At 40.3% G+C, this 15,699-nt stretch carries 16 protein-coding genes, 5 tRNA genes and 1 pseudogene; 7 read left to right on the forward strand and 15 right to left on the reverse strand.

The features are described from left to right. Nucleotides 1-229: 229 nt before the first annotated feature. The 6 genes from D2C72_07215 to D2C72_07240 form a co-directional block, all read right to left on the reverse strand. Nucleotides 230-499: a hypothetical protein gene (locus D2C72_07215; GenBank protein ID QEF44014.1), complete on the reverse strand. Its 270-nt coding sequence runs from the start codon at nucleotides 497-499 to the stop codon at nucleotides 230-232. A gap of 143 nt (nucleotides 500-642) precedes the next feature. Beyond that, the gene (locus tag D2C72_07220; protein ID QEF44015.1) at nucleotides 643-972 is read right to left on the reverse strand and encodes a DUF3944 domain-containing protein; all 330 of its coding nucleotides are present in this window, start codon (nucleotides 970-972) and stop codon (nucleotides 643-645) included. A 129-nt stretch (nucleotides 973-1,101) separates the two neighbouring features. Next, nucleotides 1,102-1,518 carry a N utilization substance protein B gene (locus D2C72_07225; protein ID QEF44016.1) on the reverse strand — a complete coding sequence of 139 codons (417 nt, stop codon included), beginning with the start codon at nucleotides 1,516-1,518 and terminating at the stop codon, nucleotides 1,102-1,104. Nucleotide 1,519: 1 nt separating this feature from the next. Next, nucleotides 1,520-1,990, reverse strand: coding sequence for a 6,7-dimethyl-8-ribityllumazine synthase (locus D2C72_07230; protein ID QEF44017.1), 471 nt, complete (start codon nucleotides 1,988-1,990; stop codon nucleotides 1,520-1,522). Nucleotides 1,991-1,999: 9 nt separating this feature from the next. Beyond that, nucleotides 2,000-2,830, reverse strand: a complete 831-nt coding sequence (gene kdsA / locus D2C72_07235) for a 3-deoxy-8-phosphooctulonate synthase (protein QEF44018.1) — start codon at nucleotides 2,828-2,830, stop codon at nucleotides 2,000-2,002. Next, nucleotides 2,817-3,482 (reverse strand): carbonic anhydrase, encoded by a 666-nt coding sequence (locus D2C72_07240; GenBank protein ID QEF44019.1) that lies wholly within the window; start codon nucleotides 3,480-3,482, stop codon nucleotides 2,817-2,819. Before D2C72_07240 ends, kdsA begins: the two co-directional genes overlap by 14 nt. A 118-nt stretch (nucleotides 3,483-3,600) precedes the next feature. Between D2C72_07240 and D2C72_07245 the strand changes: the two genes are divergently transcribed. After that, a complete protein-coding gene (locus D2C72_07245) occupies nucleotides 3,601-4,284 on the forward strand; it encodes an orotidine-5'-phosphate decarboxylase (GenBank protein ID QEF44020.1) in 684 nt (227 codons plus the stop codon). After that, the gene (gene panC / locus D2C72_07250) at nucleotides 4,285-5,115 is read left to right on the forward strand and encodes a pantoate--beta-alanine ligase (protein ID QEF44021.1); all 831 of its coding nucleotides are present in this window, start codon (nucleotides 4,285-4,287) and stop codon (nucleotides 5,113-5,115) included. It abuts the gene before it with no gap. Nucleotides 5,116-5,128: 13 nt separating this feature from the next. Here the strand turns inward: panC and D2C72_07255 are convergent. From D2C72_07255 to D2C72_07295, 9 genes and pseudogenes are all read right to left on the reverse strand, one after another. Then, nucleotides 5,129-5,204 (reverse strand) — tRNA-Glu (locus tag D2C72_07255). Between the two features lie 59 nt (nucleotides 5,205-5,263). After that, nucleotides 5,264-5,340 (reverse strand) — tRNA-Asp (locus D2C72_07260). 49 nt (nucleotides 5,341-5,389) lie between these two features. Continuing rightward, nucleotides 5,390-5,465, reverse strand: a tRNA-Val gene (locus D2C72_07265). 42 nt (nucleotides 5,466-5,507) lie between these two features. Beyond that, nucleotides 5,508-5,582: transfer RNA gene (locus D2C72_07270), tRNA-Glu, on the reverse strand. A 12-nt stretch (nucleotides 5,583-5,594) separates the two neighbouring features. After that, a tRNA-Lys gene (locus D2C72_07275) sits at nucleotides 5,595-5,670 on the reverse strand. Nucleotides 5,671-6,369: 699 nt separating this feature from the next. After that, entirely contained in the window at nucleotides 6,370-8,472 is a 2,103-nt protein-coding gene (locus D2C72_07280; GenBank protein ID QEF44022.1) for an outer membrane protein, read from the reverse strand. Between the two features lie 322 nt (nucleotides 8,473-8,794). Then, on the reverse strand, nucleotides 8,795-10,435 hold the full coding sequence (locus D2C72_07285; GenBank protein QEF44023.1) for a molecular chaperone GroEL: 1,641 nt from the start codon (nucleotides 10,433-10,435) through the stop codon (nucleotides 8,795-8,797). 24 nt (nucleotides 10,436-10,459) lie between these two features. Next, nucleotides 10,460-10,816 (reverse strand): co-chaperone GroES, encoded by a 357-nt coding sequence (locus D2C72_07290; GenBank protein ID QEF44024.1) that lies wholly within the window; start codon nucleotides 10,814-10,816, stop codon nucleotides 10,460-10,462. 90 nt (nucleotides 10,817-10,906) lie between these two features. Then, nucleotides 10,907-11,111: pseudogene (locus tag D2C72_07295) on the reverse strand (hypothetical protein). On the opposite strand from D2C72_07295, the gene D2C72_07300 reads away from it, so the two are divergent. From D2C72_07300 to D2C72_07320, 5 genes are all read left to right on the forward strand, one after another. Continuing rightward, nucleotides 11,092-12,771 carry a DNA primase gene (locus D2C72_07300; GenBank protein QEF44025.1) on the forward strand — a complete coding sequence of 560 codons (1,680 nt, stop codon included), beginning with the start codon at nucleotides 11,092-11,094 and terminating at the stop codon, nucleotides 12,769-12,771. The pseudogene D2C72_07295 and the gene D2C72_07300 sit on opposite strands and share 20 nt — an antisense overlap. After that, nucleotides 12,768-13,820, forward strand: a complete 1,053-nt coding sequence (locus tag D2C72_07305) for an ATP-binding protein (protein QEF44026.1) — start codon at nucleotides 12,768-12,770, stop codon at nucleotides 13,818-13,820. The genes D2C72_07300 and D2C72_07305 overlap by 4 nt, the downstream gene beginning before the upstream one ends. A gap of 360 nt (nucleotides 13,821-14,180) precedes the next feature. Further along, nucleotides 14,181-15,008 (forward strand): hypothetical protein, encoded by an 828-nt coding sequence (locus D2C72_07310; protein ID QEF44027.1) that lies wholly within the window; start codon nucleotides 14,181-14,183, stop codon nucleotides 15,006-15,008. 146 nt (nucleotides 15,009-15,154) lie between these two features. Beyond that, nucleotides 15,155-15,436, forward strand: a complete 282-nt coding sequence (locus D2C72_07315; GenBank protein ID QEF44028.1) for a competence protein ComB — start codon at nucleotides 15,155-15,157, stop codon at nucleotides 15,434-15,436. Then, entirely contained in the window at nucleotides 15,436-15,699 is a 264-nt protein-coding gene (locus tag D2C72_07320) for a competence protein ComB (GenBank protein QEF44029.1), read from the forward strand. The genes D2C72_07315 and D2C72_07320 overlap by 1 nt, the downstream gene beginning before the upstream one ends.

A 15,699-nucleotide genomic window follows, 5' to 3' on the forward strand; every position in this document is an offset into this window, starting at 1 on the left:
TAAAAACAAACGACTTTTCGCGCTCCATCGCTGTTTTTCTAAAGTGGTTACTGATTTTAATATCATTTGTCTAAAACTACACTTAATATTCTAAAAAGGCTTAAACTCAAAAACCCAACGCTCTTAAGATTGCTTTAAGGCATCAATTCTTTTAAACGCTAAAAATAAAACCCAGGCATTTTATAGCATCTAGGTTTATATTGTATTTTTAAAAAAGGTTTAAAAAGAGTTAAAGAAGATTTTTAATTTCGTTTGCTTGTGCTTTTAGGCGTAAAGTGGTAACCAAAATGCATGCCGGTATGGTTACCCTATAAGCCGGTCCTGCAATATCAATCGCTGTCCATACACCTGTAATGATCCAGCCAACAGGACCCGTTAAAATGCTTAGCCCTCTTGTAAGAGCGGCATTTGCCCCTAGAGACAACCCTCTTTGAAAAATCGCCTTTATCACGGCATTTGCAACAATTAAAGCTAATTGATAGGATTTGAAACCCCCCATTCTAAAAGCGTTAAAGCAGCTGTGCTTAGGGCTTGCTTGCCTAATTTATTGGTGTTTTTCACTCCTAATTCATCGCAAAGCTCTCTAATCTCCTCATCGCTCATTTTTTCCAAACTTTTTTGTAAAATACTAGAAAGCATGTTTTATTCAATCAAAGTTGTGTCAGATTTTTTGTTGTAATTGACTTTTAATTTATTGCACACTTCACACAAAATTTCTCTGTATAAAACCCCTGTACCTCTCAACGCGCTCGCAAAGCTATTAGCCCCATAATGCTGTAACTCTTCAGCGATTCTTTCTGCGTATTTAGCGTCATCATTGCCATGTCTTTTGTATTCTTCTGAAAGCGTTAATCCTTCAGTAAATCTTTTTTCGCCATCTTTGTCATAGACAAGCACATCAAACAAATCTTTCAAATCATTAGAGCTTAATCGCTTTAAAAATTCCAAGTCGCTATTTGTATGCCATATTATTCCTTTAATTTTATTTCTACCGCTCGCTCAAATCCCACCAACCCCCTCTTTAGTGATGAGTGATGAGTGATTAGTGATTAGTGATTAGTGATTAGTGCATTATTTTTTAAATTTAAGCATAAAACGCCCTCAATTCAAGGGTTTTTGAGCGAGTTTTTTGCTCAAAGAATCCAAGATAGCGTTTAAAAATTTAGGGGTGTTAGGCTCAGCGTAGAGTTTGCCAAGCTCTATGCATTCATTGATGATAATAGGGTTTTGTGTGGGCGTGAAGCCAATTTCATACGCTCCTAAGCGTAAAATCGCCTTTTCCATGCTCCCTAATCGTTTGAAATCCCAGTCTTTTAAATGCGGTTCAATAAGAGCGTCAATTTCATTGATTTTTTCTAACACGCCATTAAAAAGGCTTAAAGCGAAAGCGAGCTGGTTGTTTTTAATCTTTTTTTCTTCCAACATGCTAGAAGCGATTTTTTTAATTTCTTCATTACCGCTCTCAAACGCATACAACAATTCAACCACAGCCCCCCTGGCTTGAGTTCGTGTCGCCATTTTAACCCTTGAGAGTTTGGCACAAGCTCAACAATTCAATGAGGGTGCTCATCGCTTCAAAGCCCTTATTGCCGGCTTTACTGCCCGCTCTTTCAATCGCTTGTTCAATATTGTCCGTGGTCAGCACGCCAAAGCTTACCGGCATGCTGTATTTTAGCATCGTGCTAGCAATGCCCTTAGTCGCTTCCGCGCTCACGTAGTCAAAATGCGGAGTCCCCCCTCTAATAATGGCTCCTAAAACGCACACGCCATCGTATTTTCCACTCTCTAACAATTTGTCTAAAATCAAAGGCAATTCATAAGCCCCAGGCACTAGCACGAGATCTAAAAGATTCTCATCGCCCCCATGCCTTTTAAAGCAATCCATCGCCCCTTCTTTTAATCTGTCTGTGATGATATGGTTGAAGCGCGAGGTTAAAATAGCGACTCTTTCATTCCCTTGTAATTGCAATTTCCCTTCTATGATTTGCATGAAATTCCTTTAAAATAAATTTTGGATTTTTAACATGTCGGTTACTAAATATTCTAGCTCATCAGGTTTGAGCATGTTCGCCCCATCGCTTAGGGCGTTTTTAGGATCAATGTGCGTTTCAGCGAACAACCCATCAATCCCTACCGCAGCCGCAGCTCTGGCTAAAATAGGGGCAAAAGAGCTGTCCCCTGAACTTTTCCCGTTCGCTCCCCCAGGCATTTGCACGCTATGGGTAGCGTCAAAAATCACAGGGGCAAACTCTTGCATGATTTTTAAAGAACGCATATCCACCACTAAATTCCCATACCCAAAGCTGCTCCCCCTTTCACACAACCACACGCCATTTTTTAACGCCGTTTCATAAGTGGGGCTTTGAATGCTTTTATCCCTTGTTTTAAGGGCTTTTAAGACAGAATATTGCATGTCTTTTGGGTTCATGAATTGCCCTTTTTTGATATTGACAATAGCGTTAGTTTGGCTCACTTCTACAATCAGATCCGTTTGGCGACACAAAAACGCCGGGATTTGTAAAATATCCGCTACTTTGGCTGCCACGCTTGCTTGATAGCTCTCATGCACATCGGTTAAAATTTTATAGCCAAATTCCTCTTTGATGGTTTGTAACATTTCTAAGCCTTTTTCCAAACCAGGCCCTCTGTAACTCTCTAAACTCGTGCGGTTCGCCTTATCAAAACTCGCTTTGAAATAAAAATCCAATCGCTCGTTGTTGGCTAGGGGTTGTAATTTAATAGCGATACTTCTTAGATTTTCTAAACTCTCAATGACGCATGGCCCAGCGATTAAAACGGGTTTGGGGGTTTTTGTTTCAGGGGTTTTCATGACTTATCCTTTGTTTAATGGTTTCTTCAATCGGCTCAAAAAAATGGCTTTCAAAATTATAATTATAAATCCTGCCTGTTTCTATAATGTAGTGCCAACCAAAAATTTTTAATTCGTTATTCATCACTCTTTCTTGAATGAAATCATAGCTTAAGAGGTTGTTGAGTTGCAAGCGCACGTTCAAACGCTCTGTAAGCCATGAACGCTTGGCGAAATGGTTGCTGAATTGCGGGTGATCTTTTAATTCTTCTTTAATAGGCTCTAAAAATTGTATCCAGTTTGCAATGTAAGGGGTTTTAGCTTTGGTGGTTTCATCGTTGATCAAATGAATGCTCCCGCAAGCCCCACAATCGCTATGCCCGCAAATGATTAAGTTTTGAATGCCCACATGCGCAATAGCGTATTCAATGCTTGCAATAGTAGAAAGGGATTCTTTATAGCTTGTTTTAGGGGGGATCACATTGCCCATGTTGCGGATCACATACAATTCGCCCGGTTTGGTGCCTGTGATTAGATTAGGCACGACTCGTGAATCCACGCAAGAAATGAACAAAGTGTGGGGCTTTTGCTTGGTTTTTAAGCTTTCATAAAGCTCTTTAAGCTCTTCGTATTCATTCTCTTGAAACTCTAACGCTCCTAAAAACGCTTTCACTCTTTAACCCTTAAATCTCATTTTCTTAAACTTGGTTTTTTTGAAACGCTTATCATAGCTAAAATTCTTCCATTTCTTTTTGTTATAATGGCGTTATTTTACACTTTAAAGGGCTTTCATGCAATTGTGTGTCGCATTGGATTTAGAAAAAAAAGAGGACAACCTTTCCTTATTGCAAGAATTGAAGGGCTTAGATTTATGGGCTAAGGTGGGGCTTAGATCTTTTATAAGAGACGGGGCTGTTTTTTTAGATGAAATCAGAAAGATTGATGAAAATTTTAAGATTTTTTTGGATTTGAAGCTCTATGATATTCCTTATACTATGGCAAATGCCGCTCTAGAATGCGCGAAATTAGAAATTGACATGCTCACCGTGCATTTAAGCAGCGCTAAAAGCGCGCTAACCATTTTAATGCAACGCTTAAACGCTCTTAAAAAACGCCCCTTGATCATGGGCGTGAGCGCTTTAACTAGCTTTAGCGAAGAGGAATTTTTGAGCGTGTATAACGCCCCTTTAAAAACTCAAGCGATAAAATTGAGCGCTATGGGTAAAGAGAGCGGGATTGATGGGGTGGTGTGTTCGGTGCTTGAAAGTTTAGCGATCAAAGAGGCTTTAGGTAAGGACTTTTTGACTTTAACCCCTGGCATAAGGCTCAATAAAAGCGATAAAGAGGATCAAGAAAGGGTGGCGAACGCTAAAGAAGCCAAACAAAATTTAAGCGATTTTATCGTGGTGGGCCGCCCCATTTATCAGGCTAAAGAGCCTAGAGAAGTAGTTTTAGAGCTTTTAAAGGATTGTTAAATGCGAGCGTTAGAAACGATTGCTGCTTTAAGAGAATATCGTAAAAGTTTGGAAGAAAGCGTGGGGTTTGTGCCGACTATGGGGGCTTTACACAGAGGGCATCAAAGCTTGATAGAAAGGAGTTTGAAAGAAAATTCCCACACGATTGTAAGCGTTTTTGTCAACCCCACGCAATTTGGGGCTAACGAAGATTTTAGCGCTTACCCGCGCCCTTTAGAAAAGGATTTGGCTTTGTGTGAAACATTAGGCGTTAGTGCGGTGTTTGCACCTAAAATTGGCGAAATGTATCCCTATGAAGCAGAGCAACGCCTGAAACTCTACGCCCCTAAATTTTTATCCCGCTCTTTAGAGGGTGCGGTGCGTCATGGGCATTTTGATGGGGTTGTTCAGGTCGTGTTAAAATTGTTCCATCTTACTAATCCCACTAGAGCGTATTTTGGTAAAAAGGACGCCCAACAGCTTTTAATCATCCAGCATTTAGTCAAAGATTTGCTTTTAGACATTGAAATAACGCCATGCGAGATTGCGCGAGATAGCGATCATTTGGCTTTAAGCTCTAGGAATGTGTATTTGAATGCAACAGAAAGAAAACAAGCCCTAGCCATTCCAAAAGCTCTAGAAAATATCCAGCAGGCCATAGATAGGGGCGAAAAAGCGTGCGAAAAACTGAAAAAACTAGGGCTTGAAATTTTAAAAAATTTAGAAGTGGATTATTTGGAATGTTGTAACCACAAACTAGAGCCTTTAAAAACCATAGAGCCAACTAACACGCTCATTTTGGTGGCGGCTCGTGTGGGTAAAACCAGGCTTTTAGATAATTTGTGGGTGTAGTTTGAAATCTTTGTGGCGACCCTTGAAAGATTTGAACTTCCGTTTCCACCGTGAAAGGGTGGTATCCTTGGCCACTAGATGAAAGGGTCATTTTTAACGATTAACTATTATATGAAAAAGCGTAGGAAATGATTTTAAAAGCGTTTGGTGGCGGAGCGGACGGGACTCGAACCCGCGACCCCCTGCGTGACAGGCAGATATTCTAACCAGCTGAACTACCGCTCCCTATCAAAACCCCATAGCCTAAAAACGCATGCTTGAAGCTAAGTCAAAATGGTGGTCGCTATAAGACTCGAACTTATGACATCTACCTTGTAAGGGTAGCGCTCTACCAACTGAGCTAAGCGACCACAATATTGAGATAAAATCCAACTAAATCTATACTAAAAGAGTGGTGACTCCTAGGGGATTTGAACCCCTGTAACCACCGTGAAAGGGTGGTATCCTAACCACTAGATGAAGGAGCCACTACGCTCAAATGGTGACCCGTGTTGGATTTGAACCAACGGCCCATTCCTTAAAAGGGAATTGCTCTACCAGCTGAGCTAACGGGTCTCACAAAAAGATAATGATACAATTTTTTTTAACGCTTGTCAAGAATAATTGAAAAATATTGCGGTTTTCAAAGAAATGACACGCTCTTAAAACGGCATAACAGCTTTTTGCTTAAATAAAAAATTGGTTGCGCTTTAATGCCATAAGGATCACAATAGACGCCATGCGTTTTAATGTTGGTTAGTGTTAGTTTTGGGGTTTTAAAAAAGCTTTATCAAGATCTAACAAATCTTATTAGGATTTAATGCTTTTTTTGTTTAAAAAATTTCATTTTTAAAAAATGGGGTTTTGTTTTATTGTTTTAGATCTTATTTTATAATAAAACTCATTTTATTGAGTTTTGTTTTATTTTCTTGAGAATATAGGAAGTATTTTGGAATAACTATCCCCCTTTTACCCCACTAAACCCCCTAAAGAAGTGCTTTTTTAAGAGATTACCGCTTAATTAACGCCAAGTTTCCCACTAACTAATCACTAAAAACGCTAAAAAGGATTTCTCATCAAACCCCCCAAAAAAGGGAGTTCAAACAAAGGGAGTTCAAAAAAAATAATTTAAAAAACCCCCAAAAAAAAGAGAGTTTAAAAGAAAGACTTTAAAAAAGAAAGACTTTAAAAAAGAAAGACTTTAAAAAAGAAACCCCCAAACAAAGGCTTCAAAAGAAACCCCTTAAAAAAGGGAGTTTCACAAAGAGCCAAACATTAGTAAGCAAACACGTAATTCAAATACACGCTATAAAGCCTGCGGTATTGGAGTTGAGTGCCTAGTAAAGAATAGTAATTGGTGTTGATCGTGGGGATCTTCACGCCCAATTCCACGCCATGCTGAGCCGCATGATCGCTCGCTTTCTTTTTGTTTTTAGCCAGGTTCATCCTCAAGCCCAAGTTGAATAAGAATTGGAAATTCGCCACATTCATTTTAGCGCTATAGAAATTATTGAATGTCGCTAAATTCACGTATTGGGAATTGAGCCACGAAGTGCCGGCTAACGCAATCCCTCCAAACACCCCAAAAGAAATCTTGCTGTTTTTGGTGGCTTTATCATTGATGAAGTTATAAAGGACATCTGTCCCTACCCCATAAGTGAACACATCAGAAGCTGAATTGAAAAAGCTGGATTTGATATAGGCATGGTTGTAATCAAAAAAGCCGTAATACCTTAATCCCCACCTTCTCTTTTCACCAAAAAATTGTTTATACCCTATTTGTACACCGATCCCATTCATGGCACCATTGTTGGTTTGAGAGCTGATTAATCCAACGCGTCTGAAAGGGTTATGCCCTAATTCTTGCGTGGCGCTTAATAATTGCGAATAAGCGCTTTGGTTGACTTGATAAACGGTCTTTAAGCCCCCGGGGTTATTAGGGTTAGTGGATTGGCTTATCAAATTTTTAAGGAATGGGGAATTGGGCGTGTTTGAAGCGGTCGTGGTGATGCTGTTATAAGTGTTGTTTAAATTACTGAGACTGCCTCTAAAATCAAGTATCGTGCGCGCCAATAACTCAGATTGCTTGATTTGCTCGGCTTGAGTGCCAAAATGCGCAAGGCTGTTATTTAAAGCCGTTATGGTCTCTTCCACATACGCGCAACCCGCTCCCCAAGTGTTGTTAGTAACCCCTTCATTAGGCAATGTCCCACCCCCATTGCGGCAAGCTGCCAAGTAGTTTGTAACGAAATGACTAGGGATAGTGCTGAGATTGGTTTTGACTTGATCGGCTAGTTCAAGCATCTTGGCTTGCGCTTGCGCGTGATTGAGCATGTTTTGAGCGAAAGCCCTATCAGCAGAGGTGTAAGGATTGAAATCTTGCGGCGCGTTTTGATTGCTTTGCTGGTTAAGGCTTTGAGCTTGCGCGACGATTTCTTGGGCGTTTTTGATCATGTTAGTAACGGCGCTAAATTCAGTGGCAAAGATTTGGCACGCATTCCCGCTTGTATTGATGTTCCATGGGCTACCATTACCCGGAGCGTTTTCATCATGCGTGGATCGCACCAAAGGGCATTGGGTGTTAAGGACATTCATGATCGTGCTGGCTTGTTCTAAAAGGTTTTGAGCGGTATTGGTGAAGGTAAAGCTTTGCGTTTCTTTGTTGTTGCTACCAGTGCTAGTTACACCATTATTATTGCCATTTTGTTGGCAGAATTGATCCACACCCCCATTAATATTAGCAGTTTGTTTGCATTCGTAGGTGTAGGTTACGGTCACTTCTGTGCCTTTCCCGTCCAAGACAGGAAACCCACTCCCACTCTTTAAAGCCTGTTGGATAGCTTGATAGGCTTTATTGAGTTTTTCAAATTCTCGGATAGACATGGATTTACCAGGACCAGTCGCTTCATACCGGTTGCAAGTGATGCTCGTTGTCTGGCTTCCTGGTTGGTTATTGAAAATAACGCTACCAGGCCCACTCCCTGTGCCATTCCCATTCCCGCACATTATCGCATAGCCTATCACGTTCCACAAGCCCACCGCCGCATTGAGCGCTAAAGAGACGGCTTGATACGCCGGGGAATTGTCTTTTTCGCCAGTCAACCCTTGCGTGTTCGCTTTTAAATTATCGATCGCAGCATTGATTTCTGAAGGGCTGCTCGCGTTCGTTACCGCCTGATTGAGATTGTTAAAATTGTTTAAAAGATTGCTCAAATTTTCATAAGTGTCTGAAAGTCTTTTCAATTCGCCGGTGTTTTTCACCATTTGAGCGGCTTCGCCAATTTGATAGCCGGCGCTTATAAAAAAGCCGTTGTCTTCAGCGTTTAAAAGCGATGAAGCGAGAGAGAGAGAGAGAGTAAAAGGGTTTTTTTCATAAATATCCTTTGAAATTAAATTGAGTGATTGGAATTTTATACATTAAGTAAGAATGTATTAAAAGCATTGTAGCATGAAATCGTTTTTTTTTTTTGTCATTTGGAGAAAATTTTAGAATCTTGCATTTTTTGCGCGTTTGTTTGGGTGGTATTGGAAAGAGTTTTTAGATTTTGTTTTAATGGAGCGCTAACGATAAAAGCTTAACAGAGATTTTTTGTTGCGCGTTTTTCAAAGCGAGCGGTTTTGTGAGATAAAAAGCCCCCCAAAAAAGGGATTTTAGAAGGGGGGGATTTTAAAAGCAGATCATACTAAAAAGCAAGGGGGCTTACATCATGCCGCCCATGCCTCCCATACCGCCCATGCCACCCATATCAGGCATTGCTGGGGTTGCTTTTTCTTCTTTAATTTCATGCACGGTGGCTTCTGTGGTTAAAAGCAGGCTTGAAACCGAAACCGCATTTTGTAAGGCGATCCTTTCTACTTTTAAGGGGTCAATAATGCCTTCTTTAAACATATCCACATACTTGCCATTGCTAGCGTTAAAACCAAAATGCCCTTCGTGTTTTTGCACTTCATTCACGACCACACCGCCATCATAACCGGCATTGATAGCGATTTGAGCTAATGGGGCTTTAATGGCGCGCATGATGATTTCATAGCCCACTTTTTCATCATCGTGTAAATTCAAATGCACTTTTTGAGCCGCACGAATGAGAGCCGCACCGCCGCCAATAACAATGCCTTCTTCAACAGCCGCTTTAGTCGCGCTCAACGCGTCATCAACCCGATCTTTTTTCTCTTTCATTTCCACTTCACTCGCAGCGCCCACTTTAATCACAGCCACACCGCCAGAGAGTTTGGCCAATCTTTCTTGCAATTTTTCTTTGTCATAATCGCTTGTCGTGCTTGCAATTTGGGTTTTGATTTGCGCGACTCTGTCTTTAACATCATGGCTATGGCCTTTGCCATCTACGATCGTGGTGTTGTCTTTGTCAATCACAATCCTTCCGGCTTTGCCTAAAAACTCCACTTCAGCGTTTTCTAGACTCAAGCCTAATTCTTCGCTAATAACTTGACCGCCGGTTAAAACAGCGATGTCTTTGAGCATTTCTTTTCTTCTGTCCCCAAAGCCTGGAGCCTTAACCGCTGCGATATTCAACACGCCTCTTAATTTATTCACCACTAGAGTTGTTAAAGCTTCGCCCTCAATGTCTTCAGCGATGATTAAAAGCGGTTTGCCCTCTTTCATGGTTTTTTCTAGTAGCGGGAGAATGTCTTTCATGCTAGAGATTTTTTTATCCGTTAAAAGGATGTAAGCGTTATCCAATTGAGCGGTCATTTTCTCAGCATTTGTTACAAAATAAGGGGAGAGGTAGCCTCTATCAAATTGCATGCCCTCTACGACATCTAATTCATCTTCAATGCCCTTAGCTTCTTCAACGGTGATCACGCCGTCTTTACCCACTTTTTCCATAGCGTCAGCGATGAGTTTCCCGATATTGTGATCGGAGTTTGCAGAAATGGTCGCTACTTGGGTGATTTCTTCTTTACCGCCTACTTTTTTGCTCGCTTTTTTAAGCTCATTAATAATGGCTTCAGCGGCTTTATCCATGCCTCGTTTCACTTCAATAGGGTTAGCCCCAGCCGTGATATTCCTCAAGCCCTCTTTAAAAATGCTATAAGCAAGCACGGTCGCTGTGGTCGTGCCATCGCCGGCGGCATCAGCGGTTTTGCTCGCTACTTCTTTAACGAGTTGAGCGCCCATGTTAGCCACCGGGCAACTTAATTCAATCTCTTTAGCCACGCTCACGCCGTCTTTGGTGATGCTTGGAGCGCCATAGCTTTTTTGGATCAACACATTCCTGCCTCTTGGCCCCATGGTTACTTTGACAGCGTCATGGAGTTGCCTCACGCCTTCAAACAAAAGGTTTCTTGCACTATCTGAAAATTTGATTTCTTTTGCCATTTTGTATCCTTAATAATAATGTTTTTAGTGTTTTTTGTGATCATGACAGCAAGATTCATGCTCTTTAGCATGTTGATGGTCATGACTATTTGTATGACAACAAGAGCCTGAACTCACAATGCCTAGAATGTCTTCTAGTTCTAACACCATGTATTCAGTGCCGTCTAAAACGATTTCTGCGCCTTTGTATTTGCCAAAAGCGATCACATCGCCTTCTTTAACGCATTTGCAACCCTCGCTGATTTTATGGCTAACCGCTTTGACTACGCCCATTAAAGGCTTTTCTTTAGCGTTATCAGGGATGATGATGCCTGAACTGGTTTTGTTCTCTTCTTCAAGTCTTTCTACTAAGACCCTTTCTCCTAATGGTTGAAACTTCATTTCAGTTCTCCTAAGTTTTGATAAATAAAATAGAAATTTAGCGCTTAGTATTCTTAAGCGACATAACTATAGCGCATTTTTAGGGATAAGTCAAGCCATAAAAACAAAGCTAATAATATAACTATAAGGATTATTAAGTCTATTTGTATAAAGTTTCATTAGTTTAAAAATATAAGGATTAGAAAAGGGGGCGTTATCAATAAAGATTTTATTTATTGAGTATAATTCATTCAAGCGAGTTACAACAAGAAAGCACGATGAAGAAAGCATGAAAAATGATTCTTAAAAGTTCCATTGATCGCCTTTTGCAAACGATAGATATTGTAGAAGTCATTAGCTCTTATGTGGATTTGAGGAAATCAGGTTCTAATTACATGGCTTGTTGCCCTTTTCATGAAGAAAGGAGCGCGAGTTTTAGCGTCAATCAAATTAAAGGGTTTTACCATTGCTTTGGGTGTGGGGCGAGCGGGGATAGCATTAAATTTGTGATGGAATTTGAAAAGCTTTCGTTTGTGGAAGCATTAGAGAAATTAGCCCACCGATTCAATGTGGCTTTAGAATATGGCAAAGGCGTTTATTACGATCATAAAGAAGACTACCACCTTTTAGAAATGGTGAGCTCGTTGTATCAAGAAGAGCTTTTTAACGCCCCGTTTTTTTTGAATTATTTGCAAAAAAGAGGGCTTAGCATGGAGAGCATCAAAGCGTTTAAGTTAGGCTTATGCACGAATAAAATTGATTACGGCATTGAAAATAAAGGCTTGAATAAGGACAAGCTCATTGAATTAGGCGTGCTGGGCAAGAGCGATAAAAAGGATAAAACCTATTTGCGCTTTTTGGATCGCATCATGTTCCCTATTTATAGCCCTAGCGCTCAAGTGGTGGGTTTTGGAGGGCGCACCTTAAAAGAAAAAGCGGCCAAGTATATCAATTCGCCTCAAAATAAGCTTTTTGATAAATCCAGTTTGCTCTATGGCTATCATTTGGCTAAAGAACGCATTTATAAACAAAAGCAAGTCATCGTTACAGAAGGGTATTTGGATGTGATTTTATTGCACCAGGCGGGTTTTAAAAACGCCATAGCCACGCTTGGGACAGCTTTAACGCCATCGCATTTGCCCTTGCTTAAAAAAGGCGAGCCAGAAATCCTCTTGAGCTATGATGGGGATAAGGCAGGGCGAAACGCGGCTTATAAAGCGAGCTTGATGTTGGCTAAAGAGCAAAGAAAAGGGGGGGTGATTTTGTTTGAAAACAACCTAGACCCAGCGGATATGATCGCTAATGGCCAGATTGAAACCTTAAAAGACTTGTTATCGCGCCCCATGGCTTTCATTGAATTTGTTTTAAGGCGCATGGCGGGTTCTTATCTTTTAGACGATCCTTTAGAAAAAGATAAGGCCCTTAAAGAAATGTTAGGGTTTTTAAAAAACTTTTCCTTGCTTTTACAAAATGAATACAAGCCCTTAATCGCTTCTCTTTTACAAGTGCCTTTGCATGTTTTAGGGGTTAGAGAGCGAACTTCTTTTCAGCCTTTTTACCCCAAAACAGAAAAACCCAATCTTGCTCAAAAGTTCGCGCATGTTCCTAACACGATGAGTTTGGAATTTTTAGAAAAATTAGTGATCCGCTATCTTTTAGAAGACAGGAGCTTGTTGGATTTGGCGGTGGGCTATATCCATAGTGGGGTATTCTTGCATAAAAAACAAGAATTTGACGCTTTGTGTCAAGAAAAATTGGACGACCCTAAATTAGTTGCGTTATTATTAGATGCGAATTTACCTCTAAAAAAAGGGGGGTTTGAAAAGGAATTGCGTTTGTTGATTTTGCGCTATTTTGAGCGCCAACTCAAAGAAATCCCTAAAAGCCCGCTTTCTTTTAGCGAAAAAATGATCTGTTTAAAAAAGGCTCGCCAGGCCATTATGAAATTAAAACAAGGAGAATTAGTCGCCATATGAAAAAAATAAAAGCTTTAGCCCTATTTAGTGGGGGGTTGGATAGTTTGTTGTCCATGAAATTACTCATCGATCAAGGCATTGAGGTAACCGCTTTGCACTTTAATATAGGGTTTGGGGGGAATAAAGATAAAAGAGAGTATTTTGAAAACGCCACCGCGCAAATCGGGGCTAAGCTCCTAGTGTGCGATATTAGAGAGCAGTTTTTTAACGATGTGTTGTTCAAGCCCAAATACGGCTATGGGAAATATTTCAACCCTTGCATTGATTGCCATGCCAACATGTTTAGGAACGCTTTTTATAAAATGCTTGAATTGAACGCGGATTTTGTTTTGAGCGGGGAAGTGTTGGGGCAACGCCCTAAATCCCAAAGGAAAGAAGCGCTCAATCAGGTGAGGAAATTAGTCAGAGAAGTGGGCGAAGAGGCTCGTTTTGATCCCGTTTTAGACCGAACGCAAGCAAGCGGTGAAAAACCGCAATTTTTAGACGAATTGCTCTTAAGGCCCATGAGCGCTAAACTCTTAGAGCCTACTTTTATGGAAAAAAAGGGTTTTGTTGATAGAGAAAAGCTTTTAGATGTGAGTGGTAGGGGGCGAAGCAGGCAATTGCAAATGATCAAAGATTACGGCTTGAAATATTATGAAAAGCCAGGTGGGGGGTGCTTGCTTACGGACATTCAAGTGAGTAATAAGATTAAGAATTTGAAAGAATACAGAGAAATGGTGTTTGAAGACAGCGTGATCGTCAAAATTGGGCGCTATTTTGTCTTACCCCATAACGCTCGTTTGGTGGTGGCAAGGAATGAAGAAGAAAACCATAAATTGGATATTCAACACCCCTTAATGGATAAGATTGAATTACTAGGCTGTAAAGGTCCTTTGAGTTTGGTGGATAAAAACGCCAGCCAAGAAGATAAAGAATTGGCCGGCCGTATCGCTCTAGGCTATGCTAAGACTTTAAAAGATCAAGCTTATCTCATTCAAATAGGGGATGAAAAGCGCGAACTTTACCCTTTGGATAAAGAGAGCACTAGAGAGTATTTATTCGCGTGAAGTGCCCAACCGCTAAAGACGATTAGGCTTCCTAGGCTGATGTTGCCCATAGGGAGAGTTTGGTTCTCACTCTGTGTCCCTATAGTAGGGATTTTACAGAGTTTGAGCTCCAACGCATTCCCTATAGGTCTCACACATCATATCTCCAAAGGCGTAACTTTGTGCACTTCCTGCGCTAGATACGAATGTATGGGGATATGATACCATGAATTGGTAGCATTCATCCCAACCGCTAAAGACGACTGGGATTTCTGCTAAGGAGTCTTAAAAGGGAGTTTTTGAGAGTTTTTAGGGGTTTTCTTTTTATGCTATAATGGAAAAAGTTCTGATCAGTGTTAAGCGATTTGCTAGGAGGTCTGTATGCAAGAGTTTTTAGGTTTTGGTGTGGTGGGGAATTTTGCAGGGCATTTGGAGCAAGCAGGAGAGAGCCATAGTTTTATTAACATGAAAAGCGAAGAAAAGGACGCCCCTAAGGGGTTGTTCCCTTTTTATATCCCGTATGAGAATTGCTATTTGGGGCGTTGTTGCATTAATAACCATAAGATTATTTTGCCTGGTGATTTGGATTTGAAAGTGCAAGCAGAGCCAGAAATCGCTTTAGAATGCGATGTCAAATACGATGAAAAACATTTGGTAACCAAGCTTGTGCCTAATTTTTTCATGGCGTTTAATGACGCTTCTGTGCGTAATTTAGACGCCGCAAAGCTCTCCCAAAAAAAGAATTTTTCACCGGCTTCTAAAGGTATAGGGCAGAAATTGCCTATTGACAGGTTTGTTTATGGGGGGGTGTGTAATAATTTTTCTATCGCGTCTTTTTTGAAATACGATAATGTTTGGCATGTTTATGGGGAGAACAGCAAATTGCTCAAATACGAGTTTTTTTATCAAAAACTCTTAGATTGGATTAAAAACCAATTAAACTACCAACAAGATGGCGATTCTTTAGAGGCTCTAAGGCCTTTTTTAGAGCGCCATAATTTCCCTACCAAAATGATTTTTGCGATCGGGGCTACCCCTTATATGCCTTTTGCGCAAGAGCATTTCTTACAAAAAGGCGATGAGGTGGTGATTGTTGCTTACAACCATTTACAATACAGTTTTGAAAAGATTCAAAACCTCTTAGAAGAGGACGCCCTACAAACCAAGGAACACGCTAATCTTTCTTATGTCTATCAAATCGTAGAGTAGTAAGGCTTTTTTCTCTTTAGCTTTGCTTTTTTACCCCTTTTAAAGATAAAACCACCCCTTTTGACCCCCTTTTAGAGGATTTTTATGGTTTTTTTGAGATAATTAAACCTTAGAAAGTTAATTAAAATTAAACAAAAAGGGTTATGATGTCCGCTCATTTTTTGAAAATCATTTTTTTAGTAGGCATGTGCGTTTCAAGTTTGTTCGCTGAAGGATTAGAAGGGTTTTTTAACGCCCTAGAAGCCCAGCTCAAAAGCCCCATCGCTAAGGGGATTTTAATGGTGATTTTCATAGGGATCGCCATTTATGTGTGGAGGAATTTGGACCGGTGGAAAGAGATCTTATTCACGATCCTTGGCGTGGTGTTTGGGATTTTTTTATTCTTTAAAGCCCCGAGTTTGGCGAATTGGTTTATGGGAATTTTTTAATGATTATCCTATCAGCGAGCGTGAAGAATTTGCGTGAAATTTCGGTTAAAGAAAAGTTTTTATGGCTGAACGCTAAATCTTATTTGATTTCTGTTTTTGCGCCTTTTATCTTGCTCCCTTGGATTGATTTGTTGAGCGCTTTTTTATTGTATTTAGGGTTTTTAGCGCTCTTTAGCGTGCTGGAATTTTTTGATGAAGATATTGCAGATATTATTGTGGCTAAAAGCAAAATAAAAACTAAAACCAAATGTTATAGAGCGTAG

This window comes from Helicobacter pylori (genome assembly GCA_008032955.1).
Lineage (GTDB): Bacteria > Campylobacterota > Campylobacteria > Campylobacterales > Helicobacteraceae > Helicobacter > Helicobacter pylori_DC.

What these genes read in the sequence shown, in the direction of transcription:
- D2C72_07320 (QEF44029.1), top strand. Translation starts at nt 15,436, where the DNA reads ATGATTATCCTATCAGCGAGCGTGAAGAATTTGCGTGAAATTTCGGTT.
- D2C72_07310 (QEF44027.1), top strand. Translation starts at nt 14,181, where the DNA reads ATGCAAGAGTTTTTAGGTTTTGGTGTGGTGGGGAATTTTGCAGGGCAT.
- D2C72_07245 (QEF44020.1), top strand. Translation starts at nt 3,601, where the DNA reads ATGCAATTGTGTGTCGCATTGGATTTAGAAAAAAAAGAGGACAACCTT.
- D2C72_07225 (QEF44016.1), bottom strand. Translation starts at nt 1,518, where the DNA reads ATGGCGACACGAACTCAAGCCAGGGGGGCTGTGGTTGAATTGTTGTAT.
- panC (QEF44021.1), top strand. Translation starts at nt 4,285, where the DNA reads ATGCGAGCGTTAGAAACGATTGCTGCTTTAAGAGAATATCGTAAAAGT.
- kdsA (QEF44018.1), bottom strand. Translation starts at nt 2,830, where the DNA reads ATGAAAACCCCTGAAACAAAAACCCCCAAACCCGTTTTAATCGCTGGG.
- D2C72_07230 (QEF44017.1), bottom strand. Translation starts at nt 1,990, where the DNA reads ATGCAAATCATAGAAGGGAAATTGCAATTACAAGGGAATGAAAGAGTC.
- D2C72_07315 (QEF44028.1), top strand. Translation starts at nt 15,155, where the DNA reads ATGTCCGCTCATTTTTTGAAAATCATTTTTTTAGTAGGCATGTGCGTT.
- D2C72_07300 (QEF44025.1), top strand. Translation starts at nt 11,092, where the DNA reads ATGATTCTTAAAAGTTCCATTGATCGCCTTTTGCAAACGATAGATATT.
- D2C72_07305 (QEF44026.1), top strand. Translation starts at nt 12,768, where the DNA reads ATGAAAAAAATAAAAGCTTTAGCCCTATTTAGTGGGGGGTTGGATAGT.
- D2C72_07215 (QEF44014.1), bottom strand. Translation starts at nt 499, where the DNA reads ATGGGGGGTTTCAAATCCTATCAATTAGCTTTAATTGTTGCAAATGCC.
- D2C72_07290 (QEF44024.1), bottom strand. Translation starts at nt 10,816, where the DNA reads ATGAAGTTTCAACCATTAGGAGAAAGGGTCTTAGTAGAAAGACTTGAA.
- D2C72_07285 (QEF44023.1), bottom strand. Translation starts at nt 10,435, where the DNA reads ATGGCAAAAGAAATCAAATTTTCAGATAGTGCAAGAAACCTTTTGTTT.